Source organism: Phytoactinopolyspora limicola (assembly GCF_011320225.1).
In the GTDB taxonomy this organism is placed as follows: domain Bacteria; phylum Actinomycetota; class Actinomycetes; order Jiangellales; family Jiangellaceae; genus Phytoactinopolyspora; species Phytoactinopolyspora limicola.
Genome location: NZ_JAAOEN010000004.1, coordinates 479,525 through 495,308 on the forward strand (window position 1 = coordinate 479,525; position 15,784 = coordinate 495,308).

The following is a 15,784-nucleotide window of genomic DNA, read 5'->3' on the forward strand; positions in this document are numbered from 1 at the left end:
TCCACAGCGTCGCAGCCTAATGCGCCGTCAGGCGCGGCACCGTACCGGGTGACATGCACTACCCGTTAGGGCAGGGCAGGGCGCTGGGTCACGCACGTGAAAGAATGGCGTATTGGGTCACCCGTCGGTTGATCGCACTTCCCTCATCGTTCGCCCCTCGCCAGGAGCCCAGCGCCCATGCGGAACATTGCCGTCTTCAGTGGTAGCGCACACCCGGAACTCGCCGAAGAAATGTGTGCCCATCTCGGAGTTCCACTTCATCCGGTCAGTGTCCAGCGGTTCGCCAACGACTGCCTGCAAGTCCAGCTCCAAGCCAATTGCCGAGAACATGACGTCTTCCTGATCCAGCCCATCGTGCCGCCGGTTCAGGAGAACCTCGTCGAGCTGCTGCTGATGCTCGACGCCGCACGGGGGGCCTCGGCGGCCCGGGTGACAGTGGTGATGCCGCACTACGCCTACGCCCGTTCGGACAAGAAGGACGCGCCGCGTATTTCCATCGGCGGCCGCCTCATGGCCGATCTCATGGCCACCGCTGGCGCTACTCGAGTGCTGGCCATGACGTTGCATTCGCCGCAGGTCCACGGATTCTTCAGCATGCCGGTGGATCAACTGCATGCGCTACGTGAGCTGGCCGGCCACTTCGAGAACGACGACCTCTCCAACACGGTGGTGGTCTCGCCCGATCTCGGCAACGCCAAGCCGGCGTCGGCGTTCGCGCGTCTGCTCGGTGTGCCCGTCGCCGCTGGTGCGAAGCAACGTTTCGCCGACGACGAGGTCCGGATCAGCGCCATCATCGGCGATGTCACCGACCGCGACATCATCGTGCTCGACGACGAGATCGCCAAGGGCAGCACCGTCATCGAGCTGGTCGATCGGCTACGGGAACATCAGGTGCGCTCCATCCGGGTCGCCTGCACTCATGGATTGTTCACCGACAAAGCGTTGGACCGCCTCGGTGAGATGCACGACGTCCGGGAGATCGTCTCCACCAACACGGTGCCCATTCCGGAGACGAACCGGCACCCGAAACTCACCGTGTTGTCCGTCGCGCCGCAGCTGGCCGACGCGATCCGGCGGATCCACCATGGCGAGTCGGTCAGCGCGTTGTTCCACGATCATTGAGCCGACACGCGGCGCACTCACCCTGGTCAGATGAGTCAGGTGAAATGGGCATGACCGCCGTCCCCGCCGTAGGGTTCGCCATCGACGACGACACCGCTGCCGGCCAGCACCCGGCCGATCACCTGCCACCGTGCGGTCAGGCCCACGTCGGGCGGGAACGTTGCTAGCAGGGCGTTGTCATCGCCGCCGGTGAGCACCCAGCGCAATGGGTCGGCGCCGGTCGCGTTCGCGACGTCGCGCATGGCCCCGGTGATCTCCAACGCGCCGGACTCGACGTCGATGGCCACCTCGCTGGCTGCCGCCAGGTGTCCGGCGTCGGCCAGCAGCCCGTCGCTCACGTCGCACAAAGCCGTGGCGCCGAGATCGGCGGCTTCGGGGCCGGCGTCATACGGAACCTCCGGACGCCGATGCGCGTCGACGAGGACCCGAGGCGTGCGAAACCCACGCCCAAGAACATGCAACCCAGCTTCGGCCCACCCCAGACGCCCGCAGACCGCGAGCACGTCGCCCGGCCGGGCACCGGAGCGCAGCACGGGGTCTCGGCCGTCCAGGTCCCCGAGCGCGGTGATGGCCACGACGATGGAGTCCGCACCGACGACGTCGCCACCGGCCACGGACGCCCCCACCTGGGCACACTCGTCGCGTAGCCCATCGGCGAGTTCCAAGACCCAGGCCGCTTCCAGCTCCGCGGGCGCGCCCAGACCGAACGTGATAGCCGTCGGCCGTGCGCCCATCGCCGCGACGTCGGACAGGTTCTGCGCCGCGGCCTTACGGCCGACGTCATATGCCGCCGACCAGTCACGCCGGAAATGCCGGCCCTCGACGAGTAGGTCGGTCGTCACTACCACGCGGCCATCGCCGGCACCCACGACGGCGGCGTCATCGCCGGGCCCTACCGTCACCGGCGGGCTCTGCGGGAAACGTGCGGTCAGAGCGTCGATGAGGCCGAACTCACCCAGATCGGCGATACTGTCGGGCACGCTGGCTCCTCTTCGGTGACGGACACGGGGTAGGTTGGCGCTCGGACTATCTTTCCCTAGGAGCTGGAGGCCAGCCCGTGGTGGTACAGGCATACATCCTGATACAGACCGAGGTCGGCAAGGCGGCGCAGGTCGCACGGCAGATCTCCGAGATCGACGGCGTACAACTCGCCGAAGACGTCACCGGACCGTACGACGTCATCGTCCGGGCCGAAGCCGACAACGTGGATGACCTCGGCAAGATGGTTGTCGCCCGGGTGCAGGCCATCGACGGCATCACACGTACACTCACGTGCCCCGTCGTTCATCTCTGAGTCTTCTCATCCCCGTCCTCGCCGTGGCCGGCTGCGGTTTCGGAGCGGTTTCCGTCGAACCGTACGAACCCCAGCCCGGTAGCGAGCAGACGTGTGCCGCGCTGCTCGCCGACCTCCCCAACGTGGTCAGCGACGCCGTCCGCCGGGACGTCGACCCCGACACCACGCTGGCCGCCGCGTGGGGCCAACCGGCCATCGTGTTGCGGTGTGGGGTGCCGATGCCCGCGGCTTATCAACTGGACGCCACCCTGTTGGATGTCGGCGGGGTCGGCTGGTTCGCCGAAGAAGGTCAAGGCGGCACGTTCTTTACCTCAACCGACCGGCAGGTTCTGGTGGAGGTCGCGGTGCCTGGTGATTACGCGCCGGAGGGATTCGTGCTCGACGACATCGCTCCCGTCGTCGCCGAACACTTCGAGGAGCGCTCGCTGCGTTGACCCCGGCCGCGGCTCCGCGACGACGGTGGGGTTGACGACGGCCGGGGCGACGACGAGAGGGGCCGACGACGAGAGGGGCCGACGACGAACGCGGGAGCCGGCCGTCAGCGCAGACCGAGGGGGCGATCCAGGGCGGTGCGGATCATGCGGTCAACCAACGCGCCGTAATCGAGGCCCGATTTGGTCCACAACATGGGGAACATCGACGTCGGGGTGAACCCCGGCATGGTGTTCACCTCGTTGACGACGAGGCTCCCGTCGGGGCGCAGGAAGAAGTCGACCCGGGCCAGACCCTCGCACGACAACGCCTGGAAGGCGGCAACAGCCATCCGGCGGGCCCGCTCGGCGGTTTCCGCCGGGACGTCTGCCGGAATGTCGAGTTGGACATCGTCTTCAAGCAGATACTTGGCCTCGAAGTCGTAGAACTCGTGTGCGTCGCTGATCCGGATTTCGCCGAGAACACTGGCCTCCGGCTCCGCACCGCCAACACCTTCGAGCACGCCGCACTCGACCTCGCGGCCGGCGACGGCCTCCTCGACGACCACTCTGGGGTCATGCTCCTGGGCGGCCGCGATCGCGGCGTCCAGGGCGTCGGGGCCGTCGACCTTGGCCACCCCCATACTCGACCCGGCCCGGGCCGGCTTAACGAATACCGGCCAGCCCAACTCGGCGATCTCGGCGGTCAGCTGGTCGCGCCGCAGATTCCACGCTCGACGCTCCACGAGCACGTGCCTGGCCACGGGCAGGCCGGCGTCGCGGAGCAGGATCTTCATCACGTGTTTGTCCATGCCGACCGCTGAAGCGAGCACCCCCGAGCCGACGTAGCGCACGCCAGCCATCTCCAGCAGACCCTGCAACGTCCCGTCTTCGCCGAACGGCCCGTGCAGCAGCGGGAACACGACGTCGACCTCACCCAGCTCGCGCGGCACCTCACCGGGCGACTGCACCACCAGTCCGGAACCGGCCGCCAGCACGACCGATCCGCCTTCGTCGTCCACTTCGGGCAGCCGACCGTCGGTGATCGCGAGCTGCTGCGGGTCACCGCTGGCCAGCACCCAGCGGCCCTCGGTGCTGACGCCGATGGGGACGATGTCGTAACGCGCCGGGTCGATCACCGACAACACACCGCCCGCGGTGACGCAGGAGATGGCGTGTTCGGAGCTACGGCCGCCGAAGACAACAGCGATCCGGATTCGGCGCGGTGGTGTGGCGTTCATCGTCGCATGACCCTATCCCAGACTATGAGCTGTCGCTAACGCGGTCTCGGCTCAGTGCCCGTGCCGTTCCGGCTTCGCCGAACGTGACAGCAACGAACGCAGCATGTCCTGCGGAGTGATGTCGCCACGGACCACCCCGACCACGTGCTCGACGATCGGCATGTCCACCCCGGCCCGCCCGGCCAGGTCCAGAATCGGCTCACACGACTTGACCCCTTCGGCGACCTGGCGGGACATCGCCGCGGCCTCGTCGACGCTGCGGCCCTCCCCCAGCCGCTCGCCGAACGTCCGGTTGCGCGACAGCGGCGACGAACACGTCGCCACCAGATCACCCAGGCCAGCGAGTCCGGAGAACGTGTACGGATCGGCCCCCAACGCCTGGCCCAGCCGGGCGGTCTCAGCCAGTCCACGGGTGATGACGCTGGCCCGCGCGTTGTCGCCGAAACCGAGCCCGACAGCGATCCCGACCGCCAGCGCGATCACGTTCTTCACCGCTCCGCCCAGCTCGGTGCCGACGACGTCGGTGTTGGTGTAGGGGCGGAAATGTGGCGTATGACAGGCGCGCTGCACGCGCTGGGCCAACTCGTCGCTGGCGGCCGCGACGACGCTGGCCGCCGGCTGCCGCGTGGCGATCTCGCGGGCAAGATTGGGGCCGGAGAGCACACTGATCCGATCCGGCCCGGCACCGGTCACCTCGGCGATCACCTCGCTCATTCGGTCGGCGGTGCCGAACTCCACCCCCTTCATCAGACTGACCAGGATGGCGCGGTCGGGCAGCAGCGGCGCCCAATGGCGCAAGTTGGCCCGCAGGCTCTGCGCAGGCACGGCGAACACCACCAGGTCGGTACCCGACGCCGCCTCCTCTGGGTCCGTCGTCGCCCGCACTTCCGTGGGCAACTCGACACCACCCAGATAGTCGTGGTTGATGTGAGTGCGGTTGACGGCGTCGCACAACTCCGCCCGGCGGCCCCACAACACGACGTTGTTCCCAGCGTCGGCCAGCACCAGCGCGAAGGCCGTCCCCCACGATCCGGCGCCGAAGACCGCCACCTGAGCGCGGCCGCCGGATGCCCCCTCGCTCATCGATCTCCCTCGGTGTTCTTGCGTAGGTCGAACCGCTCGCCGGGTGCTTTCTCCCCCCGCACGACCTCGAGTTCAGCGACGACGGCGGCCATGATCCGGTCGGTGGCCGTGCGCATGACCGTCGACGTCACCGGTTGGCCCTGCAGATCGCTGAGGTCGACGGGCGCACCGACGCGCACCTGCACGTCCTTACGAGGGAACAGCCGCGGCCGCTTCGAGTACGGCGGAAGGATGTCCTGCACGCCCCACTGCGCGATCGGCAGCACGTCACACCCCGTTTCCAGGGCCACTCGAGCAGCACCGGTCTTGCCGACCATCGGCCACAGCTGCGGATCACGCGAGATGGTGCCCTCCGGGTAGATCGCCACACACTCGCCCCGCCGTACCGCGGCGACCGCGTCGCGATAAGCCGTGGCCGCGTCGCCGGTATCGCGGTACACCGGAATCTGCCCACACCTGGCGATCATCTTGCCCAGCACCGGAATGCGGAACAACCCATCCTTGGCCAGATAACGCACGGCCCGACCGTGGTCCCACAGGAAGTGCGCGAACGTCATGGGATCCAGGTGCGAAATGTGATTGGCGACGACAACGACACCCGTGCCAACCGGCGGCACCCGCTCTCCGCCGTGCCAACGGCGCTTGGTGATGGCGAGGAGCGTCGGGCGGACGATCGCCGCGATGAACCGGTAGGTCAGGCCCAGCCGCTGTTTTGGTCCCGCCACAAGCATCTCCCTCACGTCCGGTTTGCCGGGGCGCGCCCGGGCGAAGCACACTTCGCCTGAACAGTCTGGCCCCCCGCGATGGCCGAGTCGACTCCGCCATGGGAGCATAGCTATGCATGTTCCGGACACAACGCTGGGCCCGGGCGGCTACGCCGTCGTCATCCCGGCCGGCTCGGAAGGACAACCGCCGGTGACATCCCGGATCGTGCCCGCAGCGAGCACACACCCCGAGGCGCATCTTCTCAAGCCGGCCACGACGGCGTCCCAGCTGACCTGCCTAGGCACCGGCACAGCCCGAGGCGGCCGACGTCGATGACCGAACTGACCTGGACCATCGTGACACCGGTCAAACGGCCCGAATTCGCCAAGACCCGGCTCGCCGATGCCGTGGGCGACCTCCGGCCGCACATGGCCCGTGCGTTCGCCGCCGACACCGTAGCCGCCGCACTCGACTGTCCATCCGTGTCCGCCGTGCTCATGGTCACCGATGACGAAGAAGCCGCCGAGCAGGCCCGGCAACTCGGCGCCGAGGTGGTAACCGACCTGCCCGCGGCCGGACTGAACGCCGCCCTCAGACACGGCGCCGCGACCGTGCGGAGTGCCCGGCCGCTCGCCGCGGTGGCATCTCTGTCAGCGGACCTGCCGGCACTGCGCCCGAATGAGCTGGCCCTCGTGCTGGCGGCCGCCGCCGAGCACCCCACCTCGTTCCTAGCCGACGCTACGGGTATAGGCACCACGCTGTACGCGTCCACACCCGGTGCACCCTTCGAGCCGCGGTTCGGTGGCCGTTCGCGGGCGGCGCACCGGGCTGCCGGTGCAGTGGAGCTGCGTGTGCCAGGGGTTCGTTCGGTGCGACGCGACATCGACACCGCGGTCGACCTATGGGACGCGATGCGAATTGGGCTCGGCCCCCGCACCGAGTCCGTCGTTGTCCAACTCGACTCCGCCTTCTAGCCGTTGTGCACCTGATCTCCGTTTCCGCGCCTGATCGTTCTTCTGGCGCCGATCAGATGCGCGAGCACGGCATACCTCGCTGGCCGACGCGCCGCAGCGTCGTCCGATCGCATTCACCATGTGAGCGGGAAAAGGATCAGATGCATCAACTGGCTATCACGGCCGGCGCATGCATCTGATCGTCAGAGCGTCCACCGCGCCGTGTCTCTTCACCGTCTCTGGAGGAGCACCAACCATCAGCACCGCGGGCGTCGCGGGCATCGGTCTAGGCGTACGCTCCGGTGTCCGCCATCCTCGGCTGGGCGCAACAAGCTTCCTTACGGCACGCTGCTGTGTGCAGTAGGCCTCCTTGTTGTTGCCCTGGCGACAGTAAGCGTCCTTGTGCCCGGGGCGAGTGCCGCAGTAAGCCTCCTTGTTGTTGCCTTGACGGCGCCACGCTCCCCCCTCAGCGAGAACGGTGCTGCCTAGCCCCGCACTTCGCTACCGCCAGATGGCGTTAAGCGCCAGTTTCGGGCGTGAACACCATCTGGCGGTAGCGAAGTGCGCGATGTCGCACCAGGACCTGGCAATCATCCGGTTCAACATCGCGCACTGTGTGGCTCTCGGCCGTCGTCGGCACCCCTGAACGGGTGACGGGGCAGCTCGCCCACCCTGAGGAGTGACAACGGGCGACGCGGTACATGTCACACAGCGCGACGCATGTATTTCACCTGACGGCTGTCCCAGCCCGCATCACCAATCCCACGCTCACAGATCGTTTCGGTGGCAACGATCAGATGCACAACGCAGCACAAACCGCAGATGAATGCATCTGATCGTCCGACGTTCACATACCGAGACGCGATCAGATGCACCCCGGTAGGCCGTCGCCCACGCTCAGCACACCTGATCGTCCCCACGCAAACGATCAGGTGCACAAACGGAGATCAGGTGCACAACGGGGGAGCTGCGTGGGGCTGAACCGTTGTGGACGCCGCCGGGAGAGGAGGATCAGGCGTCCGGCGGACTGTCCGGGCCGGGCGAGCTGCTCGACGGCGCAGCCTTCTTCACCGGCGCAGCCTTCTTCACCGGCGCAGCCTTCTTCACCGGCGCAGCCTTCTTCACCGGCGCAGCCTTCTTCACCGGCGCAGCCTTCTTCACCGGCGCACTCTTCTTCACCGGCGCACTCTTCTTCACCGGCGCACTCTTCTTCACCGGCGCACTCTTCTTCACCGGCGCACTCTTCTTCACCGGCGCACTCTTCTTCACCGGCGCACTCTTCTTCACCGGCGCAGCCTTCTTCACCGGCGCAGCCTTCTTCACCGGCGCAGCCTTCTTCACCGGCGCAGCCTTCTTTACCGGCGCAGCCTGGACGTCGGCATCGGTCGGCGAGAGCTCGGGCGATCGGTCGGATTCACCGGCACCCCGGACGGCATCGGCGGCGGCCCGCGCCGCTGACGACGCCGCGCGGGTGGCGGTTTCGGCGACATGGGCGGCCTGGGCCGGAATTACCGCCAGCGACTTCACCGCACGCTTCCGCGCCTTGGCCACCCCAGCAACAACATCGCGCAACTCGTCCGTGGGATCGAACGTCGGCACACTGACTTTCCGGGTCTTCTTACTCTTGCCTTTACCTTTGTTCTTGCTTTTGCTTTTGCCTTTGTCTTTGCTCTTCTGCTCGACCTCGGCGGTGGCCTGTTTGAAGACCCCGAAGCCTTTGATAGCGACCTTCTCACCGGCCGCCAACGATCGGGTGATGCCGTCGACGACGGAGTCGAGCGCGTGCTGCGCTACTTCGCGGTTGCCGTCGAACCGTTCGGCAACCCGATCGACCAGCTTCTTCTTGCCCACCGTAGCTCCCTCGTGACGTCCGGTTTGATGGCTATCCGGGCCGCGCCGAATACACCCACGGTTCCGTGTCGGCTCCGCGTCTCCCCCGACAATACGCACCCCTGCCTGCCGGTTCCACACGCTCGGCCGGATCCGCGACCGCCGAGATCAGACGAGGGTGCGTGGTTTGTGGGACGGGCGGCTGGTCTCGAAGTCGTCGATGTCGTCCGTGTGCCGGAGGGTGAGCGCGATGTCGTCGAGGCCCTCCATCAGCCGCCACCGGGTGTACTCGTCGACCTCCATGGGGGCAACGATGTCGGCGCAGCGGACCTGGCGTTGTTCAAGATCGACGGTCACCTCGGTGCCAGGCTCGTTTTCGAGCACCTTCCAGATCTGCTCGATGTCGTCCTGCGCGAGTTGTCCTGTGACGAGCCCCTGTTTACCCGAGTTGCCGCGGAAGATGTCGGCGAATCGGGCCGACAGCACAGCTTTGAAGCCGTAGTCCTTCAGCGCCCACACGGCGTGTTCGCGCGACGAGCCGGTGCCGAAGTCGGGGCCGGCGACCAGGACCGAACCGGACCGGTAAGGCTCCTGGTTGAGGATGAACGACTCGTCGTTGCGCCACGCGGCGAACAGGGCATCCTCGAATCCGGTACGGGACACCCGCTTGAGGTAGACCGCGGGGATGATCTGGTCGGTGTCGACGTTGCTGTGCCGCATGGGCACTCCGACGCCGGTGTGCCGGATGAACTTCTCCATGGGTGGGTTCCTCTGTTGGTTGGCTCGATCCACTGATCATGAACACTTTTCCGGGCGATAGCCCGGAAAAGTGTTCATGATCATCGGGTGGGGGTGGCGGGCTCGAGGTCCGCGGGTGACGACAGCGTGCCGCGCACACCGGTGGCGGCGGCGACGAGGGGGCTGACCAGGTGGGTACGGCCTCCCTTGCCTTGGCGGCCCTCGAAGTTCCGGTTGGACGTCGACGCGCTGCGTTCCCCTGGCGCGAGCTGGTCCGGGTTCATCCCGAGGCACATCGAACAGCCGGCGTGCCGCCATTCGGCACCGAACTCGGTGAAGATCGCATCAAGGCCTTCGCGCTCGGCTTGCTCACGTACCCGGTGGGATCCGGGGACGACGAGGACCCGCACGCCATCGGCTTTGCGACGACCCTTGACAACGGCGGCGGCCGCCCGGAGGTCTTCGATCCGCCCGTTGGTGCACGAGCCGATGAACACCGTGTCTACCGGGATGTCGCGCAGCGGTGTGCCCGGCTCCAGGTCCATGTACTGCAACGCGCGCCGCGCGGCGGCCCGGGCGGACTCGTCGGCGAAGCTGTCCGGATCGGGCACCGCTGCCGACAGCGGCAGCCCCTGGCCGGGGTTGGTGCCCCACGTGACGAAGGGTTCCAGCGCACCGGCGTCGATGGTGACTTCGGCGTCGAACTCGGCGTCGTCGTCGGTACGCAGGCTCTTCCAGTCCTCCAGGGCGGCGTCCCATTCTTTGCCCTCGGGCGCGTGTGGCCGGCCTTTGATGTACTCGAAAGTGGTCTCGTCCGGGGCGATCATGCCTGCCCGGGCGCCGGCCTCGATCGACATGTTGCAGATGGTCATTCGGGCTTCCATCGACAGGGACCGGATGGCTTCGCCGCGGTACTCCAGCACGTAGCCCTGCCCGCCGCCGGTGCCGATCTTGGCGATGACGGCCAGGATGATGTCCTTGGCGCTGGTGCCGGGCCTGAGCTGACCTTCGACGTTGATGGCCATCGTCTTGAAGGGCCGCAGCGGCAGCGTCTGGGTGGCCAGTACGTGTTCAACCTCAGAGGTGCCGATGCCGAAGGCGAGCGCACCGAAAGCGCCGTGGGTCGATGTGTGCGAGTCGCCACAGACGACGGTGAGCCCGGGTTGGGTCAGGCCGAGCTGCGGGCCGACGACGTGCACGATTCCCTGCTCGACGTCGCCGAGCGGATGGAGCCGGATCCCGAACTCGGCGCAGTTGCGGCGCAGCGTTTCGATCTGGGTGCGACTGGTGAGGTCGGCGATCGGCTTGTCGATGTCCAGCGTCGGCGTGTTGTGGTCTTCGGTGGCCAGGGTGAGGTCTGGGCGGCGCACCGGGCGCCCGGCGAGCCGCAACCCCTCGAACGCCTGCGGGCTGGTCACTTCGTGTACGAGGTGGAGATCGATGTAGAGAAGGTCCGGCTCGCCCTCGGCTCGGCGCACGACGTGTGCGTCCCATACCTTCTCAGCCAGGGTCTTCCCCATTGCCGTCTCCTCTAGTCCATGGTTATGTGTTTGATGTCGCTGGAGATCTCGGACGGGCGTGAGAGATCTCGGGGGCGGCTCACTTGCATCTCGCATTTTGAGATGGCAATATCGAGTCATGGACAACTCTAGCGGAGTTGGCGTCCTTGACAAGGCCGCCTTGGTGTTGTCGGCACTCGAGGCCGGCCCAGCGACATTGGCCAACCTGGTCGCCTCCACCGGCCTAGCCCGGCCGACGGCCCACCGCCTAGCGGTAGCGCTAGAGCACCACCGCCTCGTCTCCCGCGACCTGCACGGCCGGTTCGTCCTCGGCCCCAGGCTCGGTGAACTGGCCACCGCGGCCGGCGAAGACCGCCTGCTCGCCGCCGCCGGCCCAGTGCTGGCCCGGTTGCGGGAAGCCACCGGCGAGAGCACACAACTGTTCCGCCGCCAGGGTGACCAACGTATCTGCGTCGCCGCCGCGGAGCGGCCAAGCGGCCTGCGCGACACCATTCCGGTGGGTGCAACGGTCACCATGCTCGCCGGCTCCGCGGCCCAAGTCCTGCTCGCCTGGGAAGAACCCGAACGGATGCACCGCGGACTGCAGGGTGCCCGCTTCACCGCGACGATGCTCGCCGCCGTCCGCCGCCGCGGCTGGGCGCAGAGCGTCGGCGAACGCGAACCGGGCGTCGCGTCGGTGTCCGCCCCGGTCCGCTCCTCCAGTGGCCGCGTCGTCGCCTCGGTGTCGGTCTCCGGCCCCATCGAGCGGCTCACCCGCCAGCCTGGACGGGTACACGCACCGGCCGTACTCGCCGCCGCCGAGCACCTCACCGGAGTGTTGAAGAACGCCGAAGAAGGCTAAGAACCCGCGGCGACACCACTCTTCCGATCAGTCGGCCGTCAAGCCCACGATAGGCACGGTGTTGTATGTCGGCACGGCCAGCTCCCCCACGTAGATCACCCGCTCGCCACTGACCCCACCCCAGGTTCGATGGCGTTCGCGCTCGACGACGAGGATCCGCAGCGGCCGCCCAGCGCTGACCGCACCGGACAGATCCATCGTGCCGCTCCAGTACCCGTCGTCTCCGGTCAGCGCCGTTTCGTCACCCCCGTCCACCGGCTTCCAGATGTCGGCATCGGATGAGTCCGCGGTGAACAGGCGACACCCGACGTACGGCTTCCGGTCCTCGTTCGCCGTCCAGTACGACGCGCCGTGGAGGCTCACGGTGATGCTGGGTTCGTCCCCGTTGCGAAGGATCATCAGCGTACGGCCCGGTAGTGGTTGCACGATGTCGACGGTCGACACAGGAGAGAGGCTGAGGTCCACACCCAACGAGTTCGGCTGATAACGAGCGACGGCGAGTCGGACGAACGGCATATAGGCCGCTCCGACCCATTGCACGTCGACGTACCAACACTGGCTCGCCTCGTCGTACCGCGGTTCGTAGCCCAGCACTGTCACCGGCACCGACGCCGCGCCCGTGCCCTCACCGACGGCCGCCACCGGCAGCACCGAGAACGACTCCCGATGGTGTGCTCCGGCCAGGAATTCGCGGGTCAGCGGGCGGACTCCATGGGTCTGATGGATCGGATCCTGCCCGGCCTGCGAGCACCACGGCGGCAGCGAGGTGAGCCGCCACGCGTTGTCCTTCAACGTTCCAGCGGGCGGCTCCGAGTCTGCGACGACGACGCCCAGCAGTTCACCTTCACCGGTGAGATGCCAGGGCCGTTCCAGGTACACCCGCAGCCAGCCGCCATGGCGCACCCGTTTGGCCCGCAGCCAGCCGGGACCCGGCAGCGGCTCGGTGGTGAGATCGCCGACGGTCATCGGACCTGGGTCGTGATCCATGTCGATGACCGGCGGATCGACCACCTGGAGGGGCTCGACCGCCCGGACGACAGGTGGCGGTGGGACCTCGGTGTTCGGCAACACCACCTCGACACCGTCGCCCACCGCCTGCTCGAGTGCACCGTCCGGGTAACAGTCGCCGAACCGGCCCGTCGCCACCAGCGCGTACGTCACCCGGCGTGCACCCGTGGAGGCGAACTCGTGTGCGGGTAGATCGTCGGTGCCGGTGTCCAGGTCGAAGAGCCGGCGGCCTTGATCGTCAGTGCCTGCGCGGATACACGTCACGGCCTGGTGCCTGATGTCGGCCAGCCGGGCCGGTCCGATCCCGGGGATACGTTCGAGGTCATCGATGGATCCGAACGGGCGGCGACGGCGGATCTCGAAGGCGCGTTGATACCCGACGTGGATGATTCTAAAGAGCTGGCCGACGTCGCCGGTGTTGACGTTGACCTGTCCGGGGGCACAAACCTCGGCCGCATCGGCGAGCGACTCGGCCGCGTCGTCAGCTGGCAGGTGCCAGGTGAAAACCTCCGCGCTACGGGTCACCTCGCCGGGCCAGCTCTCGGTTGTGTCGTCGACGTGTTCGCGCCAGGTGGCACGCAACGTCACCGACTCCGTCGTGGCGGGATCCGCCGCGACGTCGATCCGGCACCTGGCGGCACTCTCCCCAGGCTGTCGGGTGATCTCCGGTGGGCTGGTGAAGTCAGCGGTCACCGGCCGGTGGGTGGCATACACGAGCTCCAGTTCCTGCGCCGGTGTCACCATGGGATGCAGGCCTTGGGCGGCCAGGGCCGCGACCTGCGCGCCCTCGCCGGCGGCACGTCGCCGCGCACAGTCGTCCACGACGGCCATCAGGTCGACGTCGCGCGGGACCGACGACGCCCACACCGTGCATCGCTGCCCCTCCTTCAGATACACGGTGAGAGTGTTCGAGCCCGCGTCGTACTGTGGGGCTCGTTCGCCGGCGCCGCGCTGGTCAGCGGATTCCAGCCGGAACCGAACCGGCCGTGGTGTATCCCACGAGTCGCCCTCGAACCGCACGGTGTACACCTCCCCCGCCGGAAGACCGGGCAGGCCGACGAGCGCCACCCCGGCCGCCATCGAATCCGGCAGATACGGCACGACGTCTCCGACGGGGTAGATGAGGTCCACCGTCGAACGGTGCGCCAGCTCCAGCGTGGCCGCGCGCGCATCATTCTTGCCGTTGCCCATCGCTGCGTCGAACATGCCGTGCTGCTCCGCCAGAGCCGCGGTGCCTCGTGGGGGTAGCAGCAACCGCTCGCTCGGCACGACGTCGACGCGGGGAGCCGACGAGTCCGACCCGGCGGGTGCTCGGAGCACGAGCCGATGGGTGGTTTCACCTTCGGCGAAGACGTCGGTGTCTCCGACGGGCGCCACCACGGGCGGCGGGACGGGCTCATAGCGCAGACAACGCAGCGGCGCGGTAGAGATGTCAGGTGCGTGGCCGAGGTCGACGCCGTGCCCAGCCAGGTCGACGGTACGCATCCGCAGCCGGTACGAACGCCCGTATCGAAGCTTCGGCAACGTCCCCGGCCGAACCTGGTTCTCCACGTGGGTATGGAGAGCGTCGAACGGACTCGTGGCCGGTTCGTCAGTCTCCGTCGGGTCGAGTATCGCCGCATACGGCGGTGGTACCGACAGGCTCCAGCCCCGCCAGGTGACCACCCGCTCGTCGACGTAGAGCTCGCCGTCGCCGGCTACGCATTCGGTGATCCAGCCTTCGTCCTCGATGAACTCGCCGGCCGCCGGCACCGGGCCGAAACCGTCGACGTCGTAGCGCACCCGGCGGGCGTGCAACGAGTGGAAGCTGTTGGTCTCGTCATCCCAGACGTCCACCCGGTGCCCGCGGGTGATGTCCTCGGCCCACAACGTCAGTTCGTCGTCGCTCATGCCGTTGCGCATCTCTCCGCGGCCACGCGACGCATGAACCATCCGCTCATGTACCTCTCGGGCTCGCCCGCTCTGCATCAGTGCGATGCCATCGTTGCGGAGAGACGGGACCCGTTGTTCGGCCTCGCGGACGGCCGGCTGGCTGGCGAGGGCGACACCTTTGTGGACCGCGCCGTCCACGTCGAGTTGATCGAGCCGGAAGGCCGGATGGTCCAGGGGCAGCACGCCGTGTGTCAAGGCTGGGTCCCGCGCCGTGGCCACGAATTGTCCCTGTTCCCGGTCCAGGGTCGCCTGCGTCCACGGGTGACCGTGGACGAACTCGTCGGGCAGAACGGACTCCGGGGACAGCCGGATCCGGGTGATACCGTCGTCCACCGCGTCGAGCGGGACGGTGAGGTCGACCAGCAGCCCCAGCCGGCGCAGCATGGCCGGATGTTCGCCGAGCAGGGTGAACATCTGGTGCAGGTCGAGGCCTTCCGCGGCCCGAAGTCGCATGCTGTCTCCAGCGCGCTCCCCCGCTCCTCGCTGGAGCTGTTGCATGGCGTACGCACGCCGGATCGGACCGTCGCGCCCGTCCGGCATAACCTCGACGAGAGACCGGTCGTCGGGGCCGTGGGCGGCACACAGCGCCCGCGACCGCGCCAGCCGGCTCGACAGGTCGCCCTGGAAGTCCGCCAGCGGACCGACGTCGAACGCCCGGCACAAGGTCTGCACCGCCGGGTCCGCCCCGGGTGGGCCAACCGCACCGTTGCTGGGTACGGTCATGGCGACGTCGGCGTAGACGTCGCGCACGGCCTCGGCTGCCTCCGCCGCGGGGTAGGAGACCACTGGGATGTTCGTCTGGTCCGGTACGGCGTCGAAACTCCGCACCGGGGTGCCCGAGGTGAAAACCGCCCGCCACAGGTCGGGGTCGGGGTCCGGCCCGGCTACCTCGGCCGGGGTTCCACCGCCGGGGCCGATCTCCACCACCCAGCGCACGTGGCGCAGCCGCGCGGGCCAATCACCGAGGCCGGTGTTGTTCTCGACGGTGGCGTCGATCCGATCCGGAAGGACCCTCGGCGCCACCAGCACCGTCACCATCAGATCGGTGGCCGTGACACCGGCCGGGCAGCACACCCAGACGATCTCCTCGACACTCATGCCGCTCAC

The 15,784-nt window shown here is 67.9% G+C and carries 13 protein-coding genes; 5 read left to right on the plus strand and 8 right to left on the minus strand.

What is annotated here, in order from left to right:
- Positions 1-177 precede the first annotated feature (177 nt).
- Positions 178-1,122 (plus strand): ribose-phosphate diphosphokinase, encoded by a 945-nt coding sequence (locus tag G8760_RS13625; RefSeq protein ID WP_166351862.1) that lies wholly within the window; start codon positions 178-180, stop codon positions 1,120-1,122.
- A 35-nt stretch (positions 1,123-1,157) separates the two neighbouring features.
- Here G8760_RS13625 and G8760_RS13630 read toward each other — a convergent pair whose 3' ends face one another.
- Complete coding sequence (locus G8760_RS13630) at positions 1,158-2,102, minus strand: thiamine-phosphate kinase (protein ID WP_166351864.1); 945 nt, start codon at positions 2,100-2,102, stop codon at positions 1,158-1,160.
- Between the two features lie 80 nt (positions 2,103-2,182).
- Here G8760_RS13630 and G8760_RS13635 point away from each other — a divergent pair, with 80 nt between their 5' ends.
- Both G8760_RS13635 and G8760_RS13640 read left to right on the plus strand, forming a co-directional pair.
- A complete protein-coding gene (locus G8760_RS13635; RefSeq protein ID WP_166352124.1) occupies positions 2,183-2,416 on the plus strand; it encodes an Lrp/AsnC ligand binding domain-containing protein in 234 nt (77 codons plus the stop codon).
- The gene (locus G8760_RS13640) at positions 2,395-2,850 is read left to right on the plus strand and encodes a DUF3515 domain-containing protein (RefSeq protein ID WP_166351866.1); all 456 of its coding nucleotides are present in this window, start codon (positions 2,395-2,397) and stop codon (positions 2,848-2,850) included. The genes G8760_RS13635 and G8760_RS13640 overlap by 22 nt, the downstream gene beginning before the upstream one ends.
- Before the next feature lie 104 nt (positions 2,851-2,954).
- On the opposite strand, the gene G8760_RS13645 is transcribed toward G8760_RS13640, so the two are convergent.
- Genes G8760_RS13645 through G8760_RS13655 form a run of 3 tightly spaced genes read right to left on the minus strand, consistent with a single transcriptional unit; the run spans position 2,955 to position 5,875 of the window.
- Positions 2,955-4,067 carry a D-alanine--D-alanine ligase family protein gene (locus tag G8760_RS13645; RefSeq protein WP_166351868.1) on the minus strand — a complete coding sequence of 371 codons (1,113 nt, stop codon included), beginning with the start codon at positions 4,065-4,067 and terminating at the stop codon, positions 2,955-2,957.
- Positions 4,068-4,118: 51 nt separating this feature from the next.
- The gene (locus tag G8760_RS13650; protein WP_166351870.1) at positions 4,119-5,150 is read right to left on the minus strand and encodes an NAD(P)H-dependent glycerol-3-phosphate dehydrogenase; all 1,032 of its coding nucleotides are present in this window, start codon (positions 5,148-5,150) and stop codon (positions 4,119-4,121) included.
- On the minus strand, positions 5,147-5,875 hold the full coding sequence (locus G8760_RS13655; RefSeq protein WP_207782329.1) for a lysophospholipid acyltransferase family protein: 729 nt from the start codon (positions 5,873-5,875) through the stop codon (positions 5,147-5,149). Before G8760_RS13655 ends, G8760_RS13650 begins: the two co-directional genes overlap by 4 nt.
- Before the next feature lie 321 nt (positions 5,876-6,196).
- Here G8760_RS13655 and cofC point away from each other — a divergent pair, with 321 nt between their 5' ends.
- Positions 6,197-6,829 carry a 2-phospho-L-lactate guanylyltransferase gene (gene cofC / locus G8760_RS13660; protein WP_166352126.1) on the plus strand — a complete coding sequence of 211 codons (633 nt, stop codon included), beginning with the start codon at positions 6,197-6,199 and terminating at the stop codon, positions 6,827-6,829.
- 990 nt (positions 6,830-7,819) lie between these two features.
- Here cofC and G8760_RS13665 read toward each other — a convergent pair.
- The 3 genes from G8760_RS13665 to leuC form a co-directional block, all read right to left on the minus strand.
- On the minus strand, positions 7,820-8,659 hold the full coding sequence (locus G8760_RS13665; RefSeq protein ID WP_166351874.1) for an HU family DNA-binding protein: 840 nt from the start codon (positions 8,657-8,659) through the stop codon (positions 7,820-7,822).
- A gap of 147 nt (positions 8,660-8,806) precedes the next feature.
- Complete coding sequence (gene leuD, locus G8760_RS13670) at positions 8,807-9,397, minus strand: 3-isopropylmalate dehydratase small subunit (protein ID WP_166351876.1); 591 nt, start codon at positions 9,395-9,397, stop codon at positions 8,807-8,809.
- Positions 9,398-9,477: 80 nt separating this feature from the next.
- Positions 9,478-10,896 (minus strand): 3-isopropylmalate dehydratase large subunit, encoded by a 1,419-nt coding sequence (gene leuC, locus G8760_RS13675; protein WP_166351878.1) that lies wholly within the window; start codon positions 10,894-10,896, stop codon positions 9,478-9,480.
- Positions 10,897-11,014: 118 nt separating this feature from the next.
- Between leuC and G8760_RS13680 the strand changes: the two genes are divergently transcribed.
- Positions 11,015-11,737: an IclR family transcriptional regulator gene (locus G8760_RS13680; protein ID WP_166351880.1), complete on the plus strand. Its 723-nt coding sequence runs from the start codon at positions 11,015-11,017 to the stop codon at positions 11,735-11,737.
- Between the two features lie 27 nt (positions 11,738-11,764).
- On the opposite strand, the gene G8760_RS13685 is transcribed toward G8760_RS13680, so the two are convergent.
- Positions 11,765-15,775: a ComEA family DNA-binding protein gene (locus tag G8760_RS13685; protein ID WP_166351882.1), complete on the minus strand. Its 4,011-nt coding sequence runs from the start codon at positions 15,773-15,775 to the stop codon at positions 11,765-11,767.
- Positions 15,776-15,784: the final 9 nt, after the last annotated feature.

Bases quoted from the DNA above. Each gene is read 5' to 3' on its own strand.
- G8760_RS13625 (WP_166351862.1), top strand. From the start codon at position 178: ATGCGGAACATTGCCGTCTTCAGTGGTAGCGCACACCCGGAACTCGCC.
- G8760_RS13645 (WP_166351868.1), bottom strand. From the start codon at position 4,067: ATGAACGCCACACCACCGCGCCGAATCCGGATCGCTGTTGTCTTCGGC.
- G8760_RS13650 (WP_166351870.1), bottom strand. From the start codon at position 5,150: ATGAGCGAGGGGGCATCCGGCGGCCGCGCTCAGGTGGCGGTCTTCGGC.
- leuD (WP_166351876.1), bottom strand. From the start codon at position 9,397: ATGGAGAAGTTCATCCGGCACACCGGCGTCGGAGTGCCCATGCGGCAC.
- leuC (WP_166351878.1), bottom strand. From the start codon at position 10,896: ATGGGGAAGACCCTGGCTGAGAAGGTATGGGACGCACACGTCGTGCGC.
- G8760_RS13680 (WP_166351880.1), top strand. From the start codon at position 11,015: ATGGACAACTCTAGCGGAGTTGGCGTCCTTGACAAGGCCGCCTTGGTG.
- G8760_RS13685 (WP_166351882.1), bottom strand. From the start codon at position 15,775: ATGAGTGTCGAGGAGATCGTCTGGGTGTGCTGCCCGGCCGGTGTCACG.